This is a genomic window from Pseudomonas sp. B15(2017) (assembly GCF_002113215.1).
In the GTDB taxonomy this organism is placed as follows: domain Bacteria; phylum Pseudomonadota; class Gammaproteobacteria; order Pseudomonadales; family Pseudomonadaceae; genus Aquipseudomonas.
Map to the genome: position 1 here is coordinate 65,772 of NZ_NEJZ01000023.1, position 22,747 is coordinate 88,518.

At 61.1% G+C, this 22,747-nt stretch carries 10 protein-coding genes and 2 pseudogenes; 5 read left to right on the plus strand and 7 right to left on the minus strand.

Going from position 1 to position 22,747, the window contains the following annotated elements; translation table 11 throughout:
- Window positions 1-13: 13 nt before the first annotated feature.
- From selO to CAF73_RS30880, 5 genes and pseudogenes are all read right to left on the minus strand, one after another.
- On the minus strand, window positions 14-1,477 hold the full coding sequence (selO, locus tag CAF73_RS27045; RefSeq protein ID WP_085704987.1) for a protein adenylyltransferase SelO: 1,464 nt from the start codon (window positions 1,475-1,477) through the stop codon (window positions 14-16).
- A 48-nt stretch (window positions 1,478-1,525) separates the two neighbouring features.
- Entirely contained in the window at window positions 1,526-4,879 is a 3,354-nt protein-coding gene (gene mscK / locus CAF73_RS27050; RefSeq protein WP_085701082.1) for a mechanosensitive channel MscK, read from the minus strand.
- A 34-nt stretch (window positions 4,880-4,913) separates the two neighbouring features.
- Complete coding sequence (locus CAF73_RS27055) at window positions 4,914-6,656, minus strand: potassium/proton antiporter (protein ID WP_085701081.1); 1,743 nt, start codon at window positions 6,654-6,656, stop codon at window positions 4,914-4,916.
- Between the two features lie 300 nt (window positions 6,657-6,956).
- On the minus strand, window positions 6,957-7,829 hold the full coding sequence (locus tag CAF73_RS30875; protein ID WP_371850982.1) for a methyl-accepting chemotaxis protein: 873 nt from the start codon (window positions 7,827-7,829) through the stop codon (window positions 6,957-6,959).
- Window positions 7,812-8,690: pseudogene (locus tag CAF73_RS30880) on the minus strand (MCP four helix bundle domain-containing protein); the annotation flags it as partial. The gene CAF73_RS30875 and the pseudogene CAF73_RS30880, both read right to left, overlap by 18 nt.
- A gap of 172 nt (window positions 8,691-8,862) precedes the next feature.
- Between CAF73_RS30880 and CAF73_RS27065 the strand changes: the two are divergent.
- The 3 genes from CAF73_RS27065 (at window position 8,863) to CAF73_RS27075 (ending at window position 11,430) form a co-directional block, all read left to right on the plus strand.
- On the plus strand, window positions 8,863-9,093 hold the full coding sequence (locus tag CAF73_RS27065; RefSeq protein ID WP_085685455.1) for a hypothetical protein: 231 nt from the start codon (window positions 8,863-8,865) through the stop codon (window positions 9,091-9,093).
- Window positions 9,090-9,392 carry a cell division protein ZapA gene (locus CAF73_RS27070; protein ID WP_085704991.1) on the plus strand — a complete coding sequence of 101 codons (303 nt, stop codon included), beginning with the start codon at window positions 9,090-9,092 and terminating at the stop codon, window positions 9,390-9,392. Before CAF73_RS27065 ends, CAF73_RS27070 begins: the two co-directional genes overlap by 4 nt.
- Before the next feature lie 100 nt (window positions 9,393-9,492).
- Window positions 9,493-11,430 carry a methyl-accepting chemotaxis protein gene (locus tag CAF73_RS27075; RefSeq protein WP_085701079.1) on the plus strand — a complete coding sequence of 646 codons (1,938 nt, stop codon included), beginning with the start codon at window positions 9,493-9,495 and terminating at the stop codon, window positions 11,428-11,430.
- Window positions 11,431-11,591: 161 nt separating this feature from the next.
- On the opposite strand, the gene CAF73_RS27080 is transcribed toward CAF73_RS27075, so the two are convergent.
- Together CAF73_RS27080 and putA are read right to left on the minus strand one after the other, a co-directional pair.
- Window positions 11,592-13,394 (minus strand): acyl-CoA dehydrogenase, encoded by a 1,803-nt coding sequence (locus CAF73_RS27080; protein ID WP_085704993.1) that lies wholly within the window; start codon window positions 13,392-13,394, stop codon window positions 11,592-11,594.
- 277 nt (window positions 13,395-13,671) lie between these two features.
- Window positions 13,672-17,625: a trifunctional transcriptional regulator/proline dehydrogenase/L-glutamate gamma-semialdehyde dehydrogenase gene (gene putA, locus CAF73_RS27085; protein ID WP_085685356.1), complete on the minus strand. Its 3,954-nt coding sequence runs from the start codon at window positions 17,623-17,625 to the stop codon at window positions 13,672-13,674.
- 456 nt (window positions 17,626-18,081) lie between these two features.
- Here putA and putP point away from each other — a divergent pair, with 456 nt between their 5' ends.
- Both putP and CAF73_RS27095 read left to right on the plus strand, forming a co-directional pair.
- Window positions 18,082-19,566: a sodium/proline symporter PutP gene (putP, locus tag CAF73_RS27090; protein WP_085701076.1), complete on the plus strand. Its 1,485-nt coding sequence runs from the start codon at window positions 18,082-18,084 to the stop codon at window positions 19,564-19,566.
- A gap of 351 nt (window positions 19,567-19,917) precedes the next feature.
- A pseudogene (locus CAF73_RS27095) lies at window positions 19,918-21,924 on the plus strand (type VI secretion system tip protein VgrG); the annotation flags it as partial.
- Between the last annotated feature and the right edge of the window lie 823 nt (window positions 21,925-22,747).

Below are 22,747 nucleotides of genomic sequence, written 5' to 3' on the forward strand. Positions count from 1 at the left end.
CAGTCGTTCCCGCTTACGACGAACAACTGATCTCCAGATGCTTGCCCCACTCCGGCGGCCGTTCCGCATAGCTTTCCATTCCAGGCTGTTCCTCGAATGGATTGCTCAACACCGCATGCAGCCGCCGTACCTCGGAGTAGTCACCCTGCTCGGCCGCATCAATCGCCTTCTGCGCCAGATAATTGCGCAGGATGTACAGCGGGTTCACCGCATGCATCCGCGCACGGCGCTGTTCCTGATCGGTCGCGCCGTCGCGTGCGACACGGGCGACATAACGCTCGCCCCAGGCATCGAAACCTTTGATATCGACGAAGTCATCGCGCAGGCGAGCGACGGCCCGCTCGGCTGACTCTTCGCCCAGGCGGCGGAAGAACAGCGTGTAGTCGACGCCGCTGTTCTGCATCAGTTGCAGCAGTTGCTCCAGCAACTGCTGGTCGTCGTCCTCGGCGGTGATGAAGCCGAAACGGCGGCGCATCAGGTCGAGGTAGTGCGCCTGGAACAGTGGCAGGTACAGGCCGAGCGTTTCGCGCAGGGCTTCGACGCTGATGAACGGCGTCAGGGCCTGGGCCAGGGCGCTGAGGTTCCACTGGCCGACCGGTACCTGATTGCTGAAGGAGTAGCGGCCCTGATCATCGGAGTGGTTGCAGATGAAGTTCGCGTCGAAATCGTCGAGGAAGGCGAACGGGCCGAAGTCGAAGGTAATGCCGAGGATCGACATGTTGTCGGTGTTCATCACCCCGTGGCAAAAACCGTAGGCCTGCCATTTGGCGATCAATTCGGCGTTGCGTTCGACGATCTCGCGGAACATCGCCAGATACGGTTCCGGCTGTTCCAGGCATTCGGGGTAGTGCATCGCCAGCACGTGCTCGCCGAGCTGCTTCTGCTGTTCGGGACGCTTGGTGTAATAGAAATATTCGAAATGGCCGAAGCGAATGTGGCTCGGCGCCAGGCGCAGCACCATCGCGGCGCGCTCCTGTTTCTCACGCCAGACCGGAGTGTCGGAGCCGATCACGCAGGCGGCGCGTGACGAGGGGATATTCAGCGCATGCAGCGCTTCGGAAGCGAGAAACTCGCGGATCGACGAACGCAGCACCGCGCGACCGTCGCCCATGCGCGAAAACGGTGTCTGCCCGGCGCCCTTCAAATGCAAGTCCCAGTGCTCGCCGGCTTCGTTATAGACCTCGCCCAGCAATAGCCCACGACCATCGCCCAGTTGCGGCGTATACCCGCCGAATTGATGCCCGGAATAAACCATCGCCCGTGGCTCGGCATCGGCCCACAACTTGTGGCCGCCGAACAATTCAGCGAATTCCCGGGTGTCAGCCGCCGCCGGTTGCAGATCCAGCAGCGCGAGGGCCGCCGGGCTGGCGACCACCAGTCGAGGATTGTCGATCGGTTCGGGCAGCACATGGGCCGAGAACGCGTCGCCCAGGCGGGCGAAGCGGTTGTCGAAGGTCAGTTCGTCGAGGGCTTTCAAGGGCCGGCTCCAGCAGAATGTCCGAGCATTCTGCTGGGATTAGTCCGGTTAGTCGAGTTTGGCGGGCGGCGGCTCTTGCAGCGGTTTTTGCTCGTCGCTGACCGGGACGATGGTTTTGGTTTCCGGCTCGATCGGCACCATCTTGTATTCCTGGCCGTGCAGGTTCTTCAGGTACACCTCCATCTGCCGGAACGAGATGTTGATGTGCTGCTTCTTGAACTCACGGTTGATGAAGCGGTTGACCTCGTCGAGCACCGGGTTGCGGTCACCGAGGTCGCGCACATGCATGCGCAGTTCATGATCGAGAGTGCTTTCGCCGAAGTTGAGGAAGTACACGTGCGGCTCGGGTTCCTTGAGCACGCGCGGGTTTTCCCGGGCGGCCTTGAGCAGCAGTTCCTTGACCAGATCCAGATCCGAACCGTAATCCACGCCGAGTTTCAGGGTCACCCGGGTGATGGTGTCGGTCAGCGACCAGTTGATCAGTTGCCCGGTGATGAACGTCTTGTTCGGGACAATGATGTCCTTGCGGTCGAAGTCGGTGATGGTCGTGGCGCGGATGCGGATCTTGCTCACCGTGCCCGACAGGTTGCCGATAGTGATGGTGTCGCCGATCCGCACCGGGCGCTCGAACAGGATCATGATGCCGGAGATGAAGTTCGCGAAGATCTCCTGCATGCCGAAACCGAGGCCCACAGAGAGCGCCGCCACCAGCCACTGCAACTTGTCCCAGCTCACGCCGAGGGTCGACAGGGTCGAGACGAAACCGACCCCGGCGATCACGTACGACAGCAGCGTCGTGGTCGCGTAGGCACTGCCCTGGGCCAGATTGAGTTTCGACAGTACGAACACTTCCAGCAGGCCCGGCAAGTTGCGGGCGAGCGCAAAGGTAATGCCGATGATGATCAGCGCGCCGAGCATGTCGCCGATGCTGATCGGCACCATGCTCATGTTGGCGCCGGTGCCGCTGGTGTATTCGTAGAGGGTGATGTTGTCGAGGTACGAGAACACGGTGATCAGGTCGGCCCAGACCCAGTACAGCGCGGCGATGAAACCGCCGAGCAGGGCCAGGCGGATCAGGCGCAGGGACTGTTCGTTGACCTTCTCGATGTCCAGGGTTGGCTCTTCGATCACCGCTTCGCCATCGCCGGCTTCCTTCGCAGCCTGACGTTTGGCCAGGGCGCGCTGGTAAGCCAGGCGGCGGGCCGCGACCGCCAGACCACGGACGAAAGTGGCCTCGATCACCAGCCAGAACATCAGCAGATACAGCGTGTTGATCAAACGGTCGCTGAGCTTCAGCGCGGTGTAGTAGTAGCCGAAGCACACAGCGACGAACAGCGCGATAGGCAGCAGGGTGAACATCACGCCTACGGCCTTGCGGAACAGCGAGGCGTTTTCATGGGTCGGGCTGCTGATCAGCAGGCGGCTGAGCAGCCATGCCATCAGGGCGTAGCAGGTCAGCACCACCGGCATGCCGATGACGTCGTCGGCCAGCGCCGCCGGTTGCAACTCGGCAACCGCCACCACCGCCACCAGTGCCATGACCACCAGTCCGAGGCGACGGACCCAGCCTTGCAGGAATTCGACCTGCGGCTTTTCCCAGCGGAAGTGCAATTCGGCCACGCCGCCCGGCGCGAGGATCCGGTAAGCGGTGTAGAACACCAGCCATGCCTGGGCCATTTGCAGCAGCGCCGCGCCCATGTTGGCGTTCTGCCCGCGGGCGTCGATCTGCAACGCCAGCCCGCACAGGGCCAGGCCCAGCGCCACCGGCATCGCCAGCAAAATATTGATCAGAATCGCCTGCGGCGTGTGCCACTGGCTGTCACGTTTGAAGTGACCGATGTCCTGGTGAACCTTGTTCAGGCGCGAATACAACTGCTTGCGGCGCCACAGCAACGCGCCGATCAACAGCGCCAGCGGCAGGAACAACAGCGGTCGCTGGGTCAGGCCGTCGGTCAGTTCACTGAAGCTTGAGGCCAGTGGCAAGGTGTCGATCTGACGCTTGAGGCGTTCCGGCACGCCGCGCATCCATTCGGCGTCCAGTGGCTTGTTGCTCGGAATCCAGAACATCTGCTCGTCGAGCGTCGCACGCAGGCTCTGCGCGGTGCTCAGCAGTTGTTTCTGGTTCAGTTGCAGGGTGATCGACTCGTTGAGCATCGCGCTCAGTTCGCGGTTCAGACGCTCCAGCAGGTCGGCGCGGGTGTTGGCCAGTTCCAGCAGGCTTTTGCGCAGTTGCGGCGTGACTTGCTCCGGCGGCTGGGTGGACAGGAGGTTGTCGACGTAAGCCGTCGGGTTGCTCAGCAGTTCTCGCTGCTGGCTGACTTCGAACTGATACAGACGAATATCGGCGATCTGGTCCGCCAGGTCGCGATCGACCTTGAGGCGTGGCAGGGCCTGTTTCTGTTTATAGAGAATCTTCGACAGCAGCAGGCTGCCCTTGAGCACGTTGATCTGCTCGTCGAGGGCCGAATCGCTCTGGGTCACGCTGTCCAGTTGCTGTTTGGTCTGCAGGTTCTGCTGGGTGACTTCGTTGAGGCGGTCGGTGCTCTTGAGCAGATAGTCGGAGAGCTTGAGGTTGGCCGCGCTTTCGGTGGCGAGCAGGGTACTGCTGCCGGACTTCTGCGCCTCGATCGATTGCTGGGTCACGGTCTCTTGAGACAGGGCCAGACGCTTCTGGTTGATCAGGGTTTGCAGTTCCTGGATCTCGCGGTCCAGGCGGTCGGATTTCTCCGAGAGCAGGTCATGCTGACTGTTGCCCAGATCCTGCAACTGGTTGTTGCCGGCCAGTTCCTGCCGACGCAGCGGGATCAGCGCGTTCAGGGCGGCCAGCTCGGCGTTGAGCTGGTCGCGTTGCTCGGCGCTCAGGGGCTTGCCGCCGTCCTTGCCGGTCTTGAGGATGTTGTTGATCTGCTGGATGCGCGTCTGGCTGCTGGAGATCTCGGCCTGGGCGCGCTCGGGGCGGGTCTGGGCGGTGATGATCAGGCTGTTGGCTTCGGCCAGGGCCTTTTGCAGATCGCTTTGCTGGGTCGAGCGCTCGGTGAGCATCTGCTCCAGCTGCTGGATGTTTTCCTTGGGGAAGCGCTGCGCCACCGGCACCACGGCGCTGGCCTTGAGGCGGGTCAGTTCGCGGGTGTTCTCGATGGTTTGCTTCGGTGCCGAGGCCAGTTGCTGCTTGAGATCGATCAGCTTCTGCTCGTAGTCACGCCGGTTATTGAGCTGGTTCAGCGTGTTTTGCAGGACCGTTTGCAGGGTCTTTTTATCGGCGTCGGGCAGTTTGCTGTCGGCGATCTTGTCCAGACTGGCCTGCACGGCTTCGCTGGACGGCGGTTCGGCGGCTTGGAGCGGGCCGACAGTAAGACTCAGGCCCAGCAGGGCCGCGACGAAAAAGGAGCGCAGGGTAGGCATAGAGACCGGTCAAGCAAGTTGGAGTGGACGCAGTTTAGAGGAAGAGCCCGGGGCCTGGGCGACTTCCTTCGGGAAATCTGACGCCCACTTTGCCGATCTTGTTCCCGTCCATGACCGCAACCGTCCAGTGGGTGTTGTTCCATTCCACCTGGTCGCCAACGATCGGTGCACCGCCGACTTTCTGAGCAATGAAGTGGCCCAGGGTCATGTCCGGGTCGATGCCTTCGGCGGGCAGGCCGTACAGGGCGGCAACGGCTTTGAGCTGGGCGTCTCCTTCAAGTACGAAGTCGCCGAAGAAGCGCAGGTCGAGGCCGCGTTGCGGCGCCTGGCTGAACAGTTTTCCGAGGGCCGGAAGGTTGTGTTCATGGCCGATAACACACAGCAAATCATCGACTTCCAGCACCGTACTACCCGACGGATGGAGCAGTTGCTGACCGCGAAACAGGGCTGCGATACGGGTGCCTTCGGGCATTTTCAGTTCGCGCAGGGGCGAACCGATGCACCATTTTTCCGCGCCGAGCTTGTAGACGAACAGTTCCCACTCGCTGGTGACGTGTACTTCGAGGGCGGCGCGGGAGATTGGTGCCGGCTCCGGCGGTACTGTCACCTTGAGCAGCTTGGCCACCCACGGCAGGCTCGTGCCCTGCACCAGCAGCGACACCAGCACGATAAAGAAGGCGAGGTTGAAGTACAGCTGCGCATTCGGCAGCCCGGCCATCAGCGGGAACACCGCCAGAATGATCGGCACCGCGCCACGCAGGCCGACCCAGGAAATGAAGGCTTTTTCGCGGCCATGGAAGGCCTTGAACGGCAGCAGCCCGACTACCACCGACAGCGGCCGTGCGAACAGGATCATCCACAGCGCCAGGCCTAGGGCAGGCAAGGCGATCGGCAGCAAGTCATGCGGGGTGACCAGCAGGCCCAGCACCAGGAACATGCCGATCTGCGCCAGCCACGCCATGCCGTCGAGCATGTGCAGAATGCCGTGACGGCTGCGCACCGGGCGGTTGCCGATCACCAGGCCGCACAGGTACACGGCGAGGAAGCCGCTGCCGTGCAGGGCGTTGGTCAGGGCGAACACCACCAGACCGCCGGCGATCACCAGAATCGGATACAGGCCGGCAGCCAGATTGATCCGGTTGACCAGTTGCAGCATCAGCCAGCCGCCGCCGAGGCCGATCACGCCACCGATGCCGAACTCGCGGATCAGGTGGGTCAGCAGGCTCCAGTGCAGGCCGGTCTGGCCGCTGGCGAGCATGTCGATCAGGGTCACGGTGAGGAACACTGCCATCGGGTCGTTGCTGCCGGACTCGATTTCCAGACTGGCGGTCACCCGCTCGTTCAGGCCCTTGCCACCGAGCAGTGAGAACACCGCCGCGGCATCTGTGGAACCGACGATGGCGCCGATCAGCAGGCCTTGGATCAGATTAAGGTCGAACAGCCACGCGGCGGCCATGCCGGTGAGGCCGGTGGTGATAAGGACGCCGACCGTGGCCAGCGACAAGGCCGGCCACAGGGCCACGCGGAAACTCGACACCCGGGTGCGCAATCCGCCGTCGAGCAGGATCACTGCCAGTGCGAGGTTGCCGACCAGATAGGCCGTCGGGTAGTTATCGAAAATGATGCCGCCGCCATCGACCCCGGCAGTCATGCCGACTGCAAGGATGATCACCAGAATCGGGATGCCGAGACGGGAGGAAAGGGAGCTGACAAGAATGCTTGCGCCTACCAGCAACGCGCCGATCAAGAACAGGCTGTTGATGGTCGTCGCATTCAAAGGCAGTACTCCAGAAGCGGAAAGACGGGCACAAACTGACCATGCAGTCTGCGTGCCAGCGATTCTAACCTGTTGAAATGTGATGCTGTCAAAAAGGTTTTGTACCAGAGGAGGCGATCGTTCCCACGTCGAGGCGTCGAACCGTCCGCGTGGGAATGCTTCAATGGACGCTCTGCGTCCGCTTCTGGGACGCAGAGCGTCCCGGGCTGCATTCCCACGCAGAGCGTGGGAACGATCAACGCAGAGGGCGACTGTATTCCCACGCAGACGGTTCGACGTGGGAACGATCAACGCGGAGGATTAGAGGCTAAACCGCCCAACCATATTGTTCAGATCCAGCGCCAGACGCGACAGTTCGTTACTCGCCGCACTGGTCTGATTCGCGCCGGTCGCCGATTGCACCGACAGATCGCGGATGTTCACCAGGTTGCGATCCACTTCCCGCGCCACTTGCGCCTGTTCTTCGGCGGCGCTGGCGATCACCAGATTGCGCTCGTTGATTTCCACGATGGCGGTGTTGATGGTGTCCAGCGACAGGCCGGCGCCACGGGCGATGTTCAGGGTCGACTCGGCGCGCTCGGTGCTGTTGCGCATCGAATCCACCGCGTGTTCGGTGCCGCTCTGGATGCTGCCGATCATGCGCTCGATTTCACTGGTCGACTGCTGGGTGCGATGCGCCAGGGCCCGCACTTCGTCAGCCACCACGGCAAAACCACGACCGGCCTCACCGGCACGGGCCGCTTCAATCGCAGCGTTGAGTGCCAGCAGGTTGGTCTGGTCGGCCAGGCCGCGAATCACGTCCAGCACCTTGCCGATATCGCGGGATTCGTTGGCCAGATCGCCGATCAGGGTCGCAGTGCTTTGCACGTCGGCGCTCATGCGTTCGATGGCGCTGACGGTTTCCTGCACCAGATCGCGGCCGTCGCCGGCGGAGGTGGTGGCATTCTTCGAAGCTTCGGACGTGCTGACGGCGTTGCGCGCGACTTCTTCAACAGCGCTGGTCATTTCGTTGACCGCAGTGGCGGCCTGCTCGATTTCGTTGTTCTGCTGGGTCAGGCCACGGGCGCTTTCGTCGGTGACGCTGTTCAGCTCTTCGGCGGCGGACGCCAGTTGCGTAGCCGAGCCGGAAATCCGCTGCAGGGTATCGCGCAGTTTCGACTGCATCTTGGCCATGGCCGCCAGCAGGCGTCCGGCTTCGTCGCTGCCATCCACATGGATCGGCTGGGTCAGGTTGCCTTCGGCGATGGTTTCCGCGGCATCCAGTGCCTTGGCGATCGGCTTGGTGATGCTGACGGTCAGCAGCCAGGCGAACAGCAAGGTCAGGCCGGTGGCAATCACCAGCAGCGTCACCACCAGATTGAACGACATCGAATACTGATCAGTGGCGCCCTGATTGGTCTCGGCGATCTGTTGGGTGTTGATCTCCAGCAAACGCGCGAGGGCGGTATTCACCGCTTCGGAATTGGCGAGCAAATCGCTGTTGAGCATCTGCCGCAATTCGTCGACCTGATTGTTGCGCGACAGAGTCTTCATGCGGTCTTCGAGTTGACGGTACTGCGCCAGCAACTGCACGTACTGATCGTAAGCCGCGCGTTCTTGCGGGCCTTCGATCAGCGGCTCGTAGGCGCGTTGCGCGTCGGCGATCTGCCGGTTGCGCAAATCGAACAGCTCGATGGTTTTTTGCTGGACGTCTGGCTCACGGTTGATCAGCAACCGATACGACAGCACGCGCAGGCGCAGGGTCAACTGGGTGAATTCGTCCAGGGCCTTGATCGAAGGCACGCTGGCGGTGGCGATGTCTTCGCCTGCTGCGCGGATCTTGCTCATCTGGTTCAGGGCGAATATGCCGAGAATCAGCATCAGGCCGCCGATCAGGGCAAAACCGGTGAACGCCCGGGGGGCGATGTTCATATTGCGAAGGGACATGGAGGCGGATACCAAAGAAGGGCCGCATCCGTGCGGGCTGAGACTGCTGTTGGGTGACTTATCGGTCATACGACTAAAGTCTTGAGTCGGTGTGCGTATTTGTCGCATCCGCACGCAAGCGACGAAGTGCAGGAACCAGATCGGCAGATCACAGTCTCTAAGACTCGCGAGAACGGTCGAGCCGCCAGGAAAATCAAGGCCTTGCGCCGGTTTAATCCTGGCATCCACGACGACTTTTCTTTATCGTACGCGCCCTTTGAAAAACGCTTGGAATATCAAAATGTTGGAAGCATCCCTCAGCCAATTGGAACAGCTCGTCAGCGATCTGGTGCAACAGAACCAGACCCTGTCGGAAACCAACCAGACCCTGTCCACGGAACTGGCCCGGGCCAAGGATGAAAACGAGAGCCTGCAACTGAGCCTGATGGAACAGGAAGAAAAGCACGGCGCCACCGCCGCACGCATCCAGGCCCTGGTTGATCGCGTCAACGCCGGTCCTGTCAGCGCATGAACCACGGCACAGCAGGGGTAAAAGTCATCTCCATCATGGGGGAGGACTATTCGATCAAGGCACCGGCCGGGGAAGAACAGACCCTGCTGGACGCCGCCTTGATGCTCAAGGCCGCACTGGCCGACACCAAGCGCAAATACCCGACTCTGATCGGCGACCGCCTGCTGGTGCTGGCGGCGATGAATCTGTGCTCGCAGCAGATTGAAATTAAGAAGCAGCATCAGGAAGAACTCGAGCGTTACCAAGAGCAAGTCAGCGCCACGGTCGAGACCATCGCCAAGACCATCAATCAGGGTTGATGGGGTTGCGCACAACCAAAGAATAAGATTGTCGATTGAGCTGTATACAATCGGCACGGCTGTTGCAGTGTTTCAGCCTCTTATTCTTTGGGGGTGCTCCATGCAGTTCTGGCGTCGCAGTATTCAATGGCAGCTGATCCTCGGCATGGGCACCGCTCTGCTGGTCAGCATCTTGATCGTGGTTGGCATTTATACCCTGGTGGTCAACCGCCTCGCCCAGAGCTATCTGGTCGAACAGGCGTTGCCGTCGAGCATCGAAGCGACGCGCAACGACATCGAACGTATCCTCGTTCAACCCCTCACCGCCGCCAAAGACATCGCCAGCAACACCATGGTCCGCGACTGGCTGGCCAATGGTGAAGACTCCGGCAAAACGGCCGGCTTCGCACAGTATCTGGAAGGTATCCGCGCCGAACACAAGGCTTTCACGGCGCTGATCATCGGCACCGAATCCAATCACTACATCACCGAAAAAGGCCTGGATCGCACCCTCAGTCGCGACAAACCGGCCGATGCGTGGTTCTACTCGTTTCTCGACAGCAACCAGCCTCGAACTCTCAACATCGACAACGACGGGGCTACCGGAGAGCTGGCGCTGTTCATCGACTTGAAGGTGGAGCAGGCCGGCAAAGTGGTCGGCGTTGCGGGGCTCGGGCTGAGCATGAAAGAGCTGTCCGAGCTGATCCACAACTTCAGTTTCGGCGAACGCGGCAAGGTCTATCTCGTGCGTTCCGACGGTTTGATTCAGGTTCATCCCGAGGCACAGTTCAGCGGCAAACGCACCCTCACGGAGCAGATCGGCGCCAATGCGGCGCAAGCGGTCATGGGCCACAAAGTAGCGACCAACAGCAGCTTCCAGCGCGATGGCGAAGACTTCCTCGCCTTCAGCCTGCCTTTGCGCGACCTCGGCTGGACCCTGGTGGCCGAAGTGCCACAGTCGCAGATCTACGCCGAAGCCCGCCGGGCGATGTGGATGAGCAGCGGTATCGGTCTGGCCGTGGCGGTTGTTTGTCTGGCGCTGGTGATCTGGCTGGCCCAGGGATTGGTGCGACCGATTCGTCAGGTAACAGCGGCACTGGTAGCAATCGGTAGCGGTGGTGGAGATTTGACTCACCGGTTAGATTCCAGCCGCGCCGATGAACTGGGCGACCTCGCTCGGGGCTTCAACCGTTTCCTCGACAGCCAGCGCGGGATGATCGGCGAAGTGCTGACCACCAGCGAGCGTCTGCGCGTTGCCGTCGGCCAGGTGGCCAGGGTTGTGGATAACACCGCCGAACGCTCGGGTCGCCAGCAGGAAATGACCGATATGGTCGCCACCGCCGTCCACGAAATGGGCCTGACCGTGCAGGAGATCGCCCAGAATGCCGGTAACGCGGCGCTCGCCTCGCAAACCGCCCGCGATGAAGCGATGCAGGCGCGGGAAGTGGTCGGCGGGTCGATTCGCCATATAGAAAGCATGTCCGATGAAATCGGCGTTGCTGCCGGCGCGGTAGGTGAACTGGCGCATCAGGTGGCGTCGATCGATCAGGTGCTGGCGGTGATTCGCGGGGTGTCCGAGCAGACCAATCTGTTGGCGTTGAACGCGGCGATCGAGGCGGCGCGGGCCGGGGACATGGGGCGTGGTTTTGCGGTGGTGGCTGATGAAGTGCGGACGCTGGCGCGCCGCACTCAGGCGTCTACCGACGAGATTCAGCAGATGATCGGCAGCCTCAAGCAGGGGGCGGAGAATGCGGTGTCATCGATGCGCACCGGCCAGGCCGCGACGGGCACCGGCGTTGAATCGAGTCAGCGTACCGGGGCGTCACTGACCGCGATTACCGGGCAGGTCGAGCGCATCAGCGACATGAACCATCAAGTCGCGACGGCGACAGAGGAGCAGTCGGCGGTGACCGAAGAGATCAACCGCAATGTGCAGGGGATTTCCGATCTGGCGCGGGCCACGGCGGGCGAGGTTCGCGCTTGTCGTGAGGATTGTCAGATGTTGCAGCGGCTGGCGGATGATCTGGCGCGGCAGATGGGTGGGTTCAAACTGAGCTGACTGATCGTTCCCTGTCGAGGCACTGATCGTTCCCACGCTCCGCGTGGGAATGCAGCCCGGGACGCTCCGCGTTCCCTCAAGATCGTGACGCAGAGCGTCAGAGTAGGCATTCCCACGCAGACGGTTCGACGCCTCGACGTGGGAACGATCATGGTTAGGGGTTAGAACCACGCATCCTGCATTGCCAGACACGTATCATCCCGCGCCTCCAGCAACGCCAGCTCATGCTGGCACCCCGGCACTTCCCACGTCAGGAAATACCGCGCCGCCTGCAACTTGCCCTTATAGAAGTCGACATCCGCCGCATTGCCCTTGGCCAACCCTTCCTCGGCGCGAATCGCCTGTTCCAGCCAGCGCCAGCCGATCACTGCATGCCCGAACACTTTCAGGTACAGCGCCGAATTCGCCAGGCTGCTGTTGACCTTGCCCTGGGCCAGGTCGGTAAGCAGACCAATGGTCACGCTCTGTAGGCGCGCCACCAGTTTCTCCAAAGGCTCACGCAGTGCGGTCAACGATTCATACGCCGTCGCGCGTTCGGCGGTGTCGGCGATCAGGCGCATCAGGTGCTTGAGTCCGGCGCCACCGTTCTGCGCCAGTTTGCGTCCCAGCAAGTCGAGCGACTGAATGCCGTGGGTGCCTTCGTGGATCGGGTTCAGGCGGTTGTCGCGGTAGTACTGCTCCACCGGGTATTCGCGGGTGTAACCGTGGCCGCCGAGAATCTGGATCGCCAGTTCGTTGGCTTTCAGGCAGAACTCCGACGGCCAGGATTTGACGATCGGCGTCAGCAAATCCAACAGCTCGTGAGCCTGCTTGCGCTCGGCTTCGGTTTCCAGCGTGGTGGTGTCATCGAACAGTCGCGCCGCATACAGGCCGAGATCGAACGCACCTTCGACGTAGGATTTTTGCGTCAGCAGCATGCGTCTGACGTCCGCGTGCTGAATGATCGCCACCGGCGCCGTCGTCGGGTCCTTGCTGTCCGGTACCCGGCCTTGCGGACGTTCGCGAGCGTATTCCAGCGAGTACAGATAACCGGCATAACCGAGCATCACCGCGCCCATGCCGACGCCGATCCGCGCCTCGTTCATCATCTGGAACATGTAGCTCAAACCGTGATGCGGCTTGCCAACCAGATAGCCGACGCATTCGCCGTTATCGCCGAAGTTCAGCGCAGTCGAGGTCGTTCCGCGCCAACCCATCTTGTGAAACAGCCCGGCCAGCAGCACGTCGTTGCGCTTGCCGAGGCTGCCGTCATCGTTGACCAGGAATTTGGGCACGATAAACAGCGAAATCCCCTTCACCCCGGCCGGCGCATCCGGCAGCTTGGCCAGCACCATGTGTACGATGTTTTCCGAGAGCGGGTGATCGCCGCCGGAAATGAAGATCTTGTTGCCCTTGAGTCGATAAGTGCCGTCGGACGCCGGCTCGGCACGGGTACGAATATCCGACAGCGACGAGCCTGCATGGGGTTCGGTCAGGGCCATGGTGCCGAAGAAGCGGCCGTCGATCATCGGTTGCAGGAAGCGCTGCTTCTGCTCTTCGGTGCCGAAACTTTCGATCAGGTTGGCCGCGCCCATGGTCAGGAACGGATAGGAGGTCGAAGCGGCGTTGGCCGACTGAAAGTGAGCGAAGCAGGCCTGGGACAACAATGTAGGCAGTTGCATGCCGCCGGCGTCGAAACTGCGCGCGGCGTTGAGGAATCCGGCTTCGAGGAAGGCATCCACCGCCGGTTTCACCTCGGGAATCAGAATCGCCTGACCGTTCTCGTAGCGCGGCTCGTTCTCATCGCCCTTGCGGTTGTGCGGTGCGAAGTACTTCTCGGCGATGTTGCGCGCCGTGCCGATGGCGGCATCGAAGGTTTCGCGGTTGTGCTCGGCAAACCGCTCACGCCGGGTCAGGCCCTCGGCATCGAGGACTTCGTACAGCTCGAAAGCCAGATTGCGGGAACTGAGCAGCGTCTCGGACATGGCGGCCTACCTTTTTTTGGAATGGGCCGAGTCTAGGCGTGCGAATAAAGACTGAACAGGAAGATTGATGACGGTGATGGAGAGGCCAAAAAAATGGGCGCCGGTGAGGGCGCCCATTTCTATATTGGTGTGCGATCGTTCCCACGCTCCGCGTGGGAATGCAGCCCGGGACGCTCCGCGTCCCATCGGTGCCAGACTTGAAATTGGCAGCGCGGCTGGAACGCGGAGCGTCCCTTGAGGCATTCCCACGCGGAGCGTGGGAACGATCGCGCGAGGATTAGCCGATGGTCATCAGGCTGGCGTTACCACCCGCTGCCGCGGTATTGACGCTCAGCGCACGCTCGATCACCAGACGCTCCAGCGCAATGTTGGTCTCGCCCTGGGACAGGCCCTGAACCCCGACGATGGCGCCGGCACGCTTGGCGATCTGCTGGCAGACCGCCCGCAACTGGTCGGAGTGGCCGTGATGCAGAACCGCATCGAACACCACATCGTCCTTGTTCCAGTCGGAAACCAGTTTGATCCGCGCCTGAATCTCCTTCGGCAGGCGTGCGAACAATGCCTTGCTGGTGTCGGATTCCGGCCAGACAGCCGAACCACCCACCGCCAGTACCGCCGCGAGTTGAGTCAGCAGATCACCTTCGATGTCCGCCAGGCACAGCACGTGCTCGCGCGGCAGGATCGCGTAGCTGTTCTTTTCGCCGGTCGGGCCGGCCAGTACGCGGGTGATACCGCTTTGCGACTGCGCTGCGTACTGCACGCACAGGGTGCTCAGGTCGGCGAACTTGTTGCTGTCGGCCCAGGCTTTCAGGGCAGTCAGCGGTTTGCTCATGGCGTCACGCAGACGAACGTCCGGCGCCACGGCAGCATCACCGCGAGCGAAAGATTGTTCGATGGCGTCGGTAGGACGCGTCGACAGCAGACGGTACAGGTACAGCGGGCCACCGGCTTTCGGGCCGGTACCCGACAAGCCTTCGCCACCGAACGGCTGGACGCCGACCACGGCGCCCACAATGTTGCGGTTGACGTAGACGTTACCGGCGTTGACGTTGTCGATCACCTTGGCGATGGTCTCGTCGATGCGGGTATGCACGCCGAGGGTCAGGCCGTAGCCGGAGGCGTTGATCTGGGCGATCAACTGGTCGATCTCTTTACGCTTGTAGCGCACCACGTGCAGCACCGGGCCGAAGATCTCGCGCTGCAGCTCGTCGAAGCTTTCCAGCTCGATCAGGGTCGGCATGACGAAGGTGCCGCGTTTGACTTCCTCGGCATCGGCGATGGCCACCTGGTACACGTTGCGACCTTTGTCGCGCATGCTCTGGATGTGCTTCTCGATGCCAGCCTTGGCTTCGGCGTCGATCACCGGGCCGATGTCCACGGACAGACGCTCCGGGTTGCCGAGACGGCTTTCAGCCATCGCACCTTTAAGCATTTCGATGACGCGATCAGCGGAATCTTCCTGCAAGCACAGGACACGCAGGGCCGAGCAACGCTGACCGGCGCTGTCGAAGGCCGACGACACCACATCGATCACTACTTGTTCGGTAAGAGCCGAAGAGTCGACGATCATCGCGTTCTGGCCACCGGTTTCGGCGATCAGCGGGATCGGACGGCCCTGGTTGTCGAGGCGGCCGGCAATGTTGCGTTGCAGCAGGCGCGCGACTTCGGTGGAACCGGTGAACATCACGCCCTTGACGCGCTCGTCACCCACCAGACCGGCGCCGACGGTTTCACCGCGACCCGGCAGCAGTTGCAGCACGCCTTCCGGAATCCCGGCTTCGAGCAGCAGGCGCACGGCTTGTGCGGCGACCAGTGGAGTCTGTTCGGCCGGTTTGGCCAGCACCGGGTTACCGGCAGCCAGTGCGGCAGCAACCTGACCGCTGAAGATCGCCAGCGGGAAGTTCCACGGGCTGATGCAGACCACCGGGCCCAGTGGGCGGTGGGCGTCGTTGCTGAAATCGTTGCGTGCCTGCACCGCGTAATAACGCAGGAAGTCGACGGCTTCGCGGACCTCGGCGATGGCGTTGGCGAAGGTCTTGCCGGCTTCGCGGGCCAGCAGGCCCATCAGCGGCTGGATCTCGCCTTCCATCAGGTCAGCGGCACGTTCCAGAATCGCGGCGCGTTCGGCCGGCGGGGTCGCCTGCCAGATCGGTGCGGCGTTCAGGGCGCATTGAATGGCGTTGTCGACGTCTTCGACCGTGGCTTCCTGCACATGGCCGACCACGTCACGCAGATCGGACGGGTTCAGGACGGGAACCGGCGCTTCGTTGCTGGAGGCGCAACCGAGCATCGGCGCGGCTTTCCAGTCGTTGTGCGCGGTCGCCAGCAGGGCGCAGGACAGCGATGCCAGACGATGTTCGTTGGCCATGTCGATGCCGCTGGAATTGGCGCGCTCGGAACCATACAGGTCACGCGGCAGCGGAATGCGCGGATGCGGCAGGCCGAAACCACCTTCCACGGTTGCCATCTGCTCGATCTGCGCAACCGGGTCGGCCACCAGTTCCTGAATCGAAATCGACTGGTCGGCGATGCGGTTGACGAACGAGGTGTTGGCGCCGTTTTCCAGCAGACGACGTACGAGGTACGCCAGCAGGGTTTCGTGGGTACCGACCGGAGCGTACACACGGCACGGACGGTTCAGCTTGCCTTCGGAAACTTTGCCTACAACCTGCTCGTACAAAGGTTCGCCCATGCCGTGCAGGCACTGGAATTCGTACTGGCCCGGGTAATAGTTCTGACCGGCAATGTGATAAATCGCCGACAGCGTGTGGGCGTTGTGCGTGGCGAACTGCGGGTAGATGACTTCCGGTACCGACAGCAGTTTGCGGGCGCAGGCGATGTAGGAAACGTCGGTGTACACCTTGCGGGTGTAGACCGGATAGCCTTCCAGGCCTTCGACCTGGGCGCGCTTGATTTCGCTGTCCCAGTACGCGCCTTTCACCAGACGGATCATCAGACGATGACGGCTGCGGCGAGCCAGGTCGATCACGTAGTCGATCACATACGGGCAGCGTTTCTGATAGGCCTGGATCACGAAACCGATGCCGTTCCAGCCAGTCAGTTGCGGCTCGAAGCACAGGCGCTCAAGCAGATCCAGCGACAGCTCCAGGCGGTCGGCTTCTTCGGCGTCGATGTTCAGGCCGATGTCGTATTGCTTGGCCAACAGCGTCAGCGACAGCAGGCGCGGGTACAGCTCGTCCATCACGCGCTCGTACTGGGCGCGGCTGTAACGCGGGTGCAGGGCCGACAGTTTGATCGAGATGCCCGGACCTTCATAAATCCCACGGCCGTGGGACGCTTTGCCGATCGAGTGAATGGCTTGTTCGTACGAGGCCAGGTACTTCTGGGCGTCGTGTTCGGTCAGCGCCGCTTCACCGAGCATGTCGTAGGAATAACGGAAACCCTTGGCTTCGAACTTGCTCGCGTTGGCCAGGGCTTCGGCGATGGTTTCGCCAGTGACGAACTGCTCGCCCATCAGGCGCATGGCCATGTCGACGCCCTTGCGGATCATCGGCTCGCCGCTCTTGCCGATGATGCGGCTCAGGGACGAAGTCAGGCCGGCTTCGTTGTGGGTGGAGACCAGTTTGCCGGTCAGCAGCAGGCCCCAGGTCGCCGCGTTGACGAACAGCGACGGGCTGTTGCCCAGGTGCGGCTGCCAGTTGCCGGTGCTGATCTTGTCGCGGATCAGCGCATCGCGAGTGCCCTTGTCCGGAATACGCAGCAGCGCTTCGGCCAGGCACATCAGCGCCACGCCTTCCTGGGACGACAGGGAAAATTCCTGCAGCAGGCCCTGAACAATGCCTGCACGACCACCGGCACTCTTCTGGTTACGCAGTTTTTCCGCAATGGTTGCAGCGAGTTTGTTGGTGGCTTCGGCCATCGGTGCCGGCAGGCGAGCCTGCTCGATCAGCATCGGCACCACTTCCGGCTCGGGGCGACGGTAAGCGGCGGTGATCGAGGCGCGCAGCACCGATTGCGGGAGGATGCTTTCGGCAAATTCGAGGAAGCATTGGTGAGCGTGATCGGTGTGGACTTCGCCCGCGTCGTCGGCGTCCTTGGCGGTCAAACCGTTCAGCTCGGTCAGGGTTGCACCACCCTCGAGTTTTTCCAGGTAATTGAAAATTGCCTGCTTGATCAGCCAGTGCGGTGTGCGATCAATCGAGGTTGCGGCAGCCTTCAGGCGCTCGCGGGTCGGGTCGTCAAGTTTGACCCCAAGGGTGGTGGTAGCCATATTTTTATCCTCATAGGTGCCGCAGTTGCGCGACAACAGCTGGCGGCAAGATTAGCCGCGAGCCGAAAGAGGTGCAACCGGGTGCAACCTTTTTTTGTCGGAATATTCTGCAACTCGTCAGGAAATAATTTCTGGTACGAAAGTGCTGCTCCTGCTTGGTGCTTTTGCTTCTAGAAAAGCGCTGTGACTGCGTTAAAAGGGAGCAAAAAGCGACTTTCGCAGGATAAATCCGACTGGGTGCAACTTATTCTCCAGAAACTGGTTGCACCTGTTTTGCTTTGTTGCATAGGATTCGCGCCCAAGGTGCAACCGGGGAAACCCTGCGCACCGGCCAATGGCTTTCCTGGGGAAACATTGGTCATAAATGCGTGGCCGTGCGAATCGTCTGTCAGACGTCAGTCTGCAAACGGTGCAACCGCCGCCGCTACATAAAAACAAAGCCAGGGCACGTACGTAATGAGCGCAAGCAACCCAACCCTGATCACGTTCGTGATCTACATCGCAGCAATGGTGCTGATCGGCTTCATGGCCTATCGCTCCACCAACAACCTTTCCGATTACATTCTGGGCGGCCGCAGCCTGGGCAGCGTGGTGACGGCATTGTCCGCCGGCGCTTCCGACATGAGCGGCTGGTTGCTGATGGGCCTGCCGGGCGCCATCTACATGTCCGGCCTGTCCGAAAGCTGGATCGCCATCGGCCTGATCGTCGGTGCCTACCTGAACTGGCTGTTCGTCGCCGGTCGTCTGCGTGTTCAAACCGAACACAACGGCGATGCGCTGACCCTGCCGGACTATTTCTCCAGCCGTTTCGAAGACAAGAGCGGTCTGCTGCGGATCATTTCCGCAGTCGTGATTCTGGTGTTCTTCACCATCTACTGCGCTTCCGGCATCGTGGCCGGCGCCCGCCTGTTCGAAAGCACCTTCGGCATGTCCTACGAGACGGCGCTGTGGGCCGGTGCTGCGGCGACAATTGCCTACACCTTCGTCGGCGGTTTCCTCGCGGTCAGCTGGACCGACACCGTGCAAGCCACCCTGATGATCTTCGCGCTGCTGCTGACCCCGATCATCGTGCTGCTGGCTACCGGTGGCGTGGATACCACGTTCCTGGCCATCGAGGCGCAGGACCCGAGCAACTTCGACATGCTCAAGGGCACCACTTTCATCGGCATCATCTCGCTGATGGGTTGGGGTCTGGGCTACTTCGGCCAGCCGCACATCCTGGCGCGCTTCATGGCCGCTGATTCGGTGAAATCCATCGCCAACGCCCGTCGCATCTCCATGACCTGGATGATCCTGTGCCTGGGCGGCACCGTGGCCGTGGGCTTCTTCGGTATCGCTTACTTCTCGGCGCACCCGGAAGTGGCGGGTCCAGTGACCGAAAACCACGAGCGCGTATTCATCGAACTGGCGAAAATCCTGTTCAACCCGTGGGTTGCGGGCGTGCTGTTGTCGGCGATTCTCGCGGCAGTGATGAGTACCCTGAGCTGCCAGTTGCTGGTGTGTTCCAGCGCCTTGACCGAAGACTTCTACAAGGCTTTCCTGCGCAAGAGCGCTTCCCAGGTTGAACTGGTGTGGGTCGGTCGTGCGATGGTGCTGCTGGTCGCCCTGGTCGCCATCGCTCTGGCCGCCAATCCGGAAAACCGCGTACTGGGTCTGGTGTCCTACGCCTGGGCCGGTTTCGGTGCAGCCTTCGGCCCGGTAGTGCTGATCTCGGTGATCTGGAAAAAAATGACCCGAAACGGCGCACTGGCCGGCATTCTGGTCGGCGCGATCACCGTAATCGTGTGGAAGCATTTCGAACTGTTGGGTCTGTACGAAATCATCCCGGGCTTCATCTTCGCCAGCCTGGCAATCTACCTGGTCAGCCTGATGGGCCAGCCGAGTGTTGGCATGGTTCAGCGCTTTGAAGCGGCCGAGAAGGATTTCCATCTGAACAAGTGATGGGAATGAGCTGAGGCTCACAAAAGAACGGCCCGTTTCCTGCCAGGAAACGGGCCGTTTTTTATTGTCTGCAAGTTCTTTGAAAACACCGAGAACCCTGTGGGAGCGAGCTTGCTCGCGAAGGCGTCCTGTCATTCAAATCTGTTTTTCTGACACACCGCATTCGCGAGCAAGCTCGCTCCCACAGGGATTGGTGATGTTGTTGAGGGAAATGTCTGTAGTTGAAAGCGCTAATTTTTGAAGGGGAAAGTGAAGTTTCAAGTAGGGAAAATCTGATTTTCCGGTCACCCAACCTGCACTCCTTGCCCCTCATGCAGAATCGCCCGCCCTCAATCTGCAGAGAGACATCGGATGTTCGCGCCTGCCAATCAACCGCGTTTCACGTTGACCGTCGAAGGCGCCCAATTTGACCTCAAAGTCCTTGAGTTCACGGGCAAGGAAGCCATCAGCCAACCCTTTCGCTTTGACCTGGAACTGGTCAGTGAACGGCCGGATCTGGATCTGGAAAGCCTGCTGCACTGTCAGGCCTTTCTGAGTTTTGATGAAGGCGGTTCCGGTATCCACGGTCAGATCTATCGGGTCGGGCAGGGGGATTCCGGCAAGCGTCTGACCCGCTACCACGTCAGCCTCGTTCCACGTCTGGCCTATCTGGGGCACCGGATCAATCAGCGGATTTTCCAGCACCAAAGCGTGCCGCAGATCGTGACGCAGATCCTCAAGGATCACGCGATCCTGCGCGATGCCTTCGAATTTCGCCTCGGCAGCGATTATCCGCCCCGTGAATATTGCGTGCAGTACGCCGAGAGTGATCTCGCCTTCATTCAGCGCCTGTGTGCCGAAGTGGGCATTCATTTCCATTTTCAGCACAGCCCGGACGGGCATCTGATGGTGTTCGGCGACGATCAAACGGTGTTTCCGCGTCTGGCCGAGCCGACCCTGTACCTGCCGGGCAGCGGCATGGCTGCGGCGGCACCGGCGATCAAACGCTTCACCGTCCGCGTGGAAACCCGCACCAGCGTGGTCACCCGACGTGATTACGACTTCACCAAGCCCCGGCTGGCGCTGCAAAGTCGCGCCGAGAGCGAACAGCGCCCGGTGCTCGAGGATTACCACTTTCCTGGCCAGTTCACCGAGCGCGAAACCGGCAGGCAGCAGGCCCAGCGCACGCTTGAGCGACATCTCGCCGACTACCGTCAGGCCGAGGGTCGCAGCGATCAATCCTCCTTGGTCAGCGGACATTTCCTGCAACTGACCGAGCATCCGCGCCAGGATTTGAATGACCTCTGGCTGCTGACCGCTATCGAACACCATGGACGACAGCCGCAAGTGCTGGAGGAATCGGTCACTAGCGATGGCGACGAATTCCAGGGTTACCGTAATACCTTTCTGGCCACGCCGTGGGACGTGTTCTTTCGCCCGCCGATGGGCCCGGAAAAGCCTCGGATGCTCGGCTATCAACCGGCCGTGGTAACCGGCCCGAAAGACAGTGAAATCCATTGCGACGAGTACGGTCGGGTCAAGGTGCAACTGGCCTGGGATCGCGACGGCGAACTGAACGAGCATTCCAGTTGCTGGCTGCGGGTCGCCAGCGGTTGGGCCCATGACCGTTATGGCAGCGTGCTGATCCCGCGGGTCGGCATGGAAGTGCTGGTGGGGTTCATCGATTCCGATGCCGACAAACCGTTGGTCATGGGTTGCCTGCCGAACGCCGAAACACCCGTGCCGCTGGACCTGCCGGCCGACAAGACCCGCAGCATTTTCCGCAGTCAGAGCAGTCCGGGTGGTGGCGGTTACAACGAATTGCGCATTGAAGATCGCAAAGGCGCCGAGGAAATCTACCTGCGCGCCCAGCGAAACTGGACCCAGCATGTGCTGAACGATCAGCAGGTGCAGGTGGATAACCAGCGCAGTGTCGTCGTCACCGGTCTCGCCAAACATGAACATAAAGCCGATGAGCAGCGCATCACCCACGGTCAGCGCCAGACCGAAGTGAAGCAGGACGACCACCTCACGGTGACCGGCGATCGGCACATCCGCGTGAGTAATCAGGCGATCCACGCCAGCGCTCAATTCCACGTCAGCGCCGGCCAGCAAGTGGTGATCGACGGTGGGGCGAGCGCGACGATTCAGGCGGGCGGGCAGTGGATCAACATTGGCCCTGGCGGGATTTTCAGTAGCGTGCCGATTGTGGTGGGTGGTGCGCCGATGGCGGCGATGAGCGCGGCGCCGACCGTGCCGGGGTTGCCGGAAAAACTGGTGGCAGCGCCGGCTGCGATTCTGACTGCCGCGCAAATCATGAGCCTTAAGGGAGACGCGCCGTTCTGTGAAGAGTGCGAGCGCTGTAAGGAGGGTGTGTGCCCAACTCCGACTCTGCCCTCGAACAGCTTGACTCACTCCCCAAAGCCTTCGGCCCGGCCAACGCCTTCCAGCGTTGAGCCGGGCTTTCATATTGTTGAACAGGGAATGTCTCGGGCAGCGCTTGAATCAATGTTGTTCCCGCAGCCGGATTCTGCCGTGCTGGATAAATTCCGCAGTCTTAATCCACAACTCACTCAATACGCAAAACCCGGTCAACTTATTGTCCTGAGTGATCCACGTAATACGCAGTGCACGCGCGAAGAAGCCTTATTGATGGAGGCGGCGCAGAAGGTTGATGCGGCGCTGGCGCCAATGAGTGATGCGGAGGCTGAGTTTATGGCGCGGCATCACGGTGAGATTCAGTCGTTTTTATCTCAGGGTTCGACGGCCGTGGGGATCGGCTCGGCGATGTTCAGTAATCATCTGGACAATCTTGGCAAGACGCTGAAAGAGCTGGAGATACTGCATAAGCAAACCTTCGAAAAACACGGAAAACTTCAGGGCGCTGATTTCTTTTCCAGGCGCAAACAGTTGATGGCGCAACTGGATAACAGCCTCAGCCCACTGATGCGCAAAATGGTCGGTTTACCCGACCACCCGGACCTTAGAAGTGCGTTGGGTATTTCCAGTCGCAACTTGGTTCATCACTGGAGAAAAGCTGGCAGTTCCGTCGGAATTCCGGGCTATGCGACGCATATTGAAGGGGTAAGCAAAGCCAGTAAGGTGTCTAGTCCTGAAATAGGTTTACACCTGTTTCAGCCTCAAAACGCCCGATGCACCGCATCGGGTGTTTTGTATTTCAGCGACAGATGAGGCCGCTCGT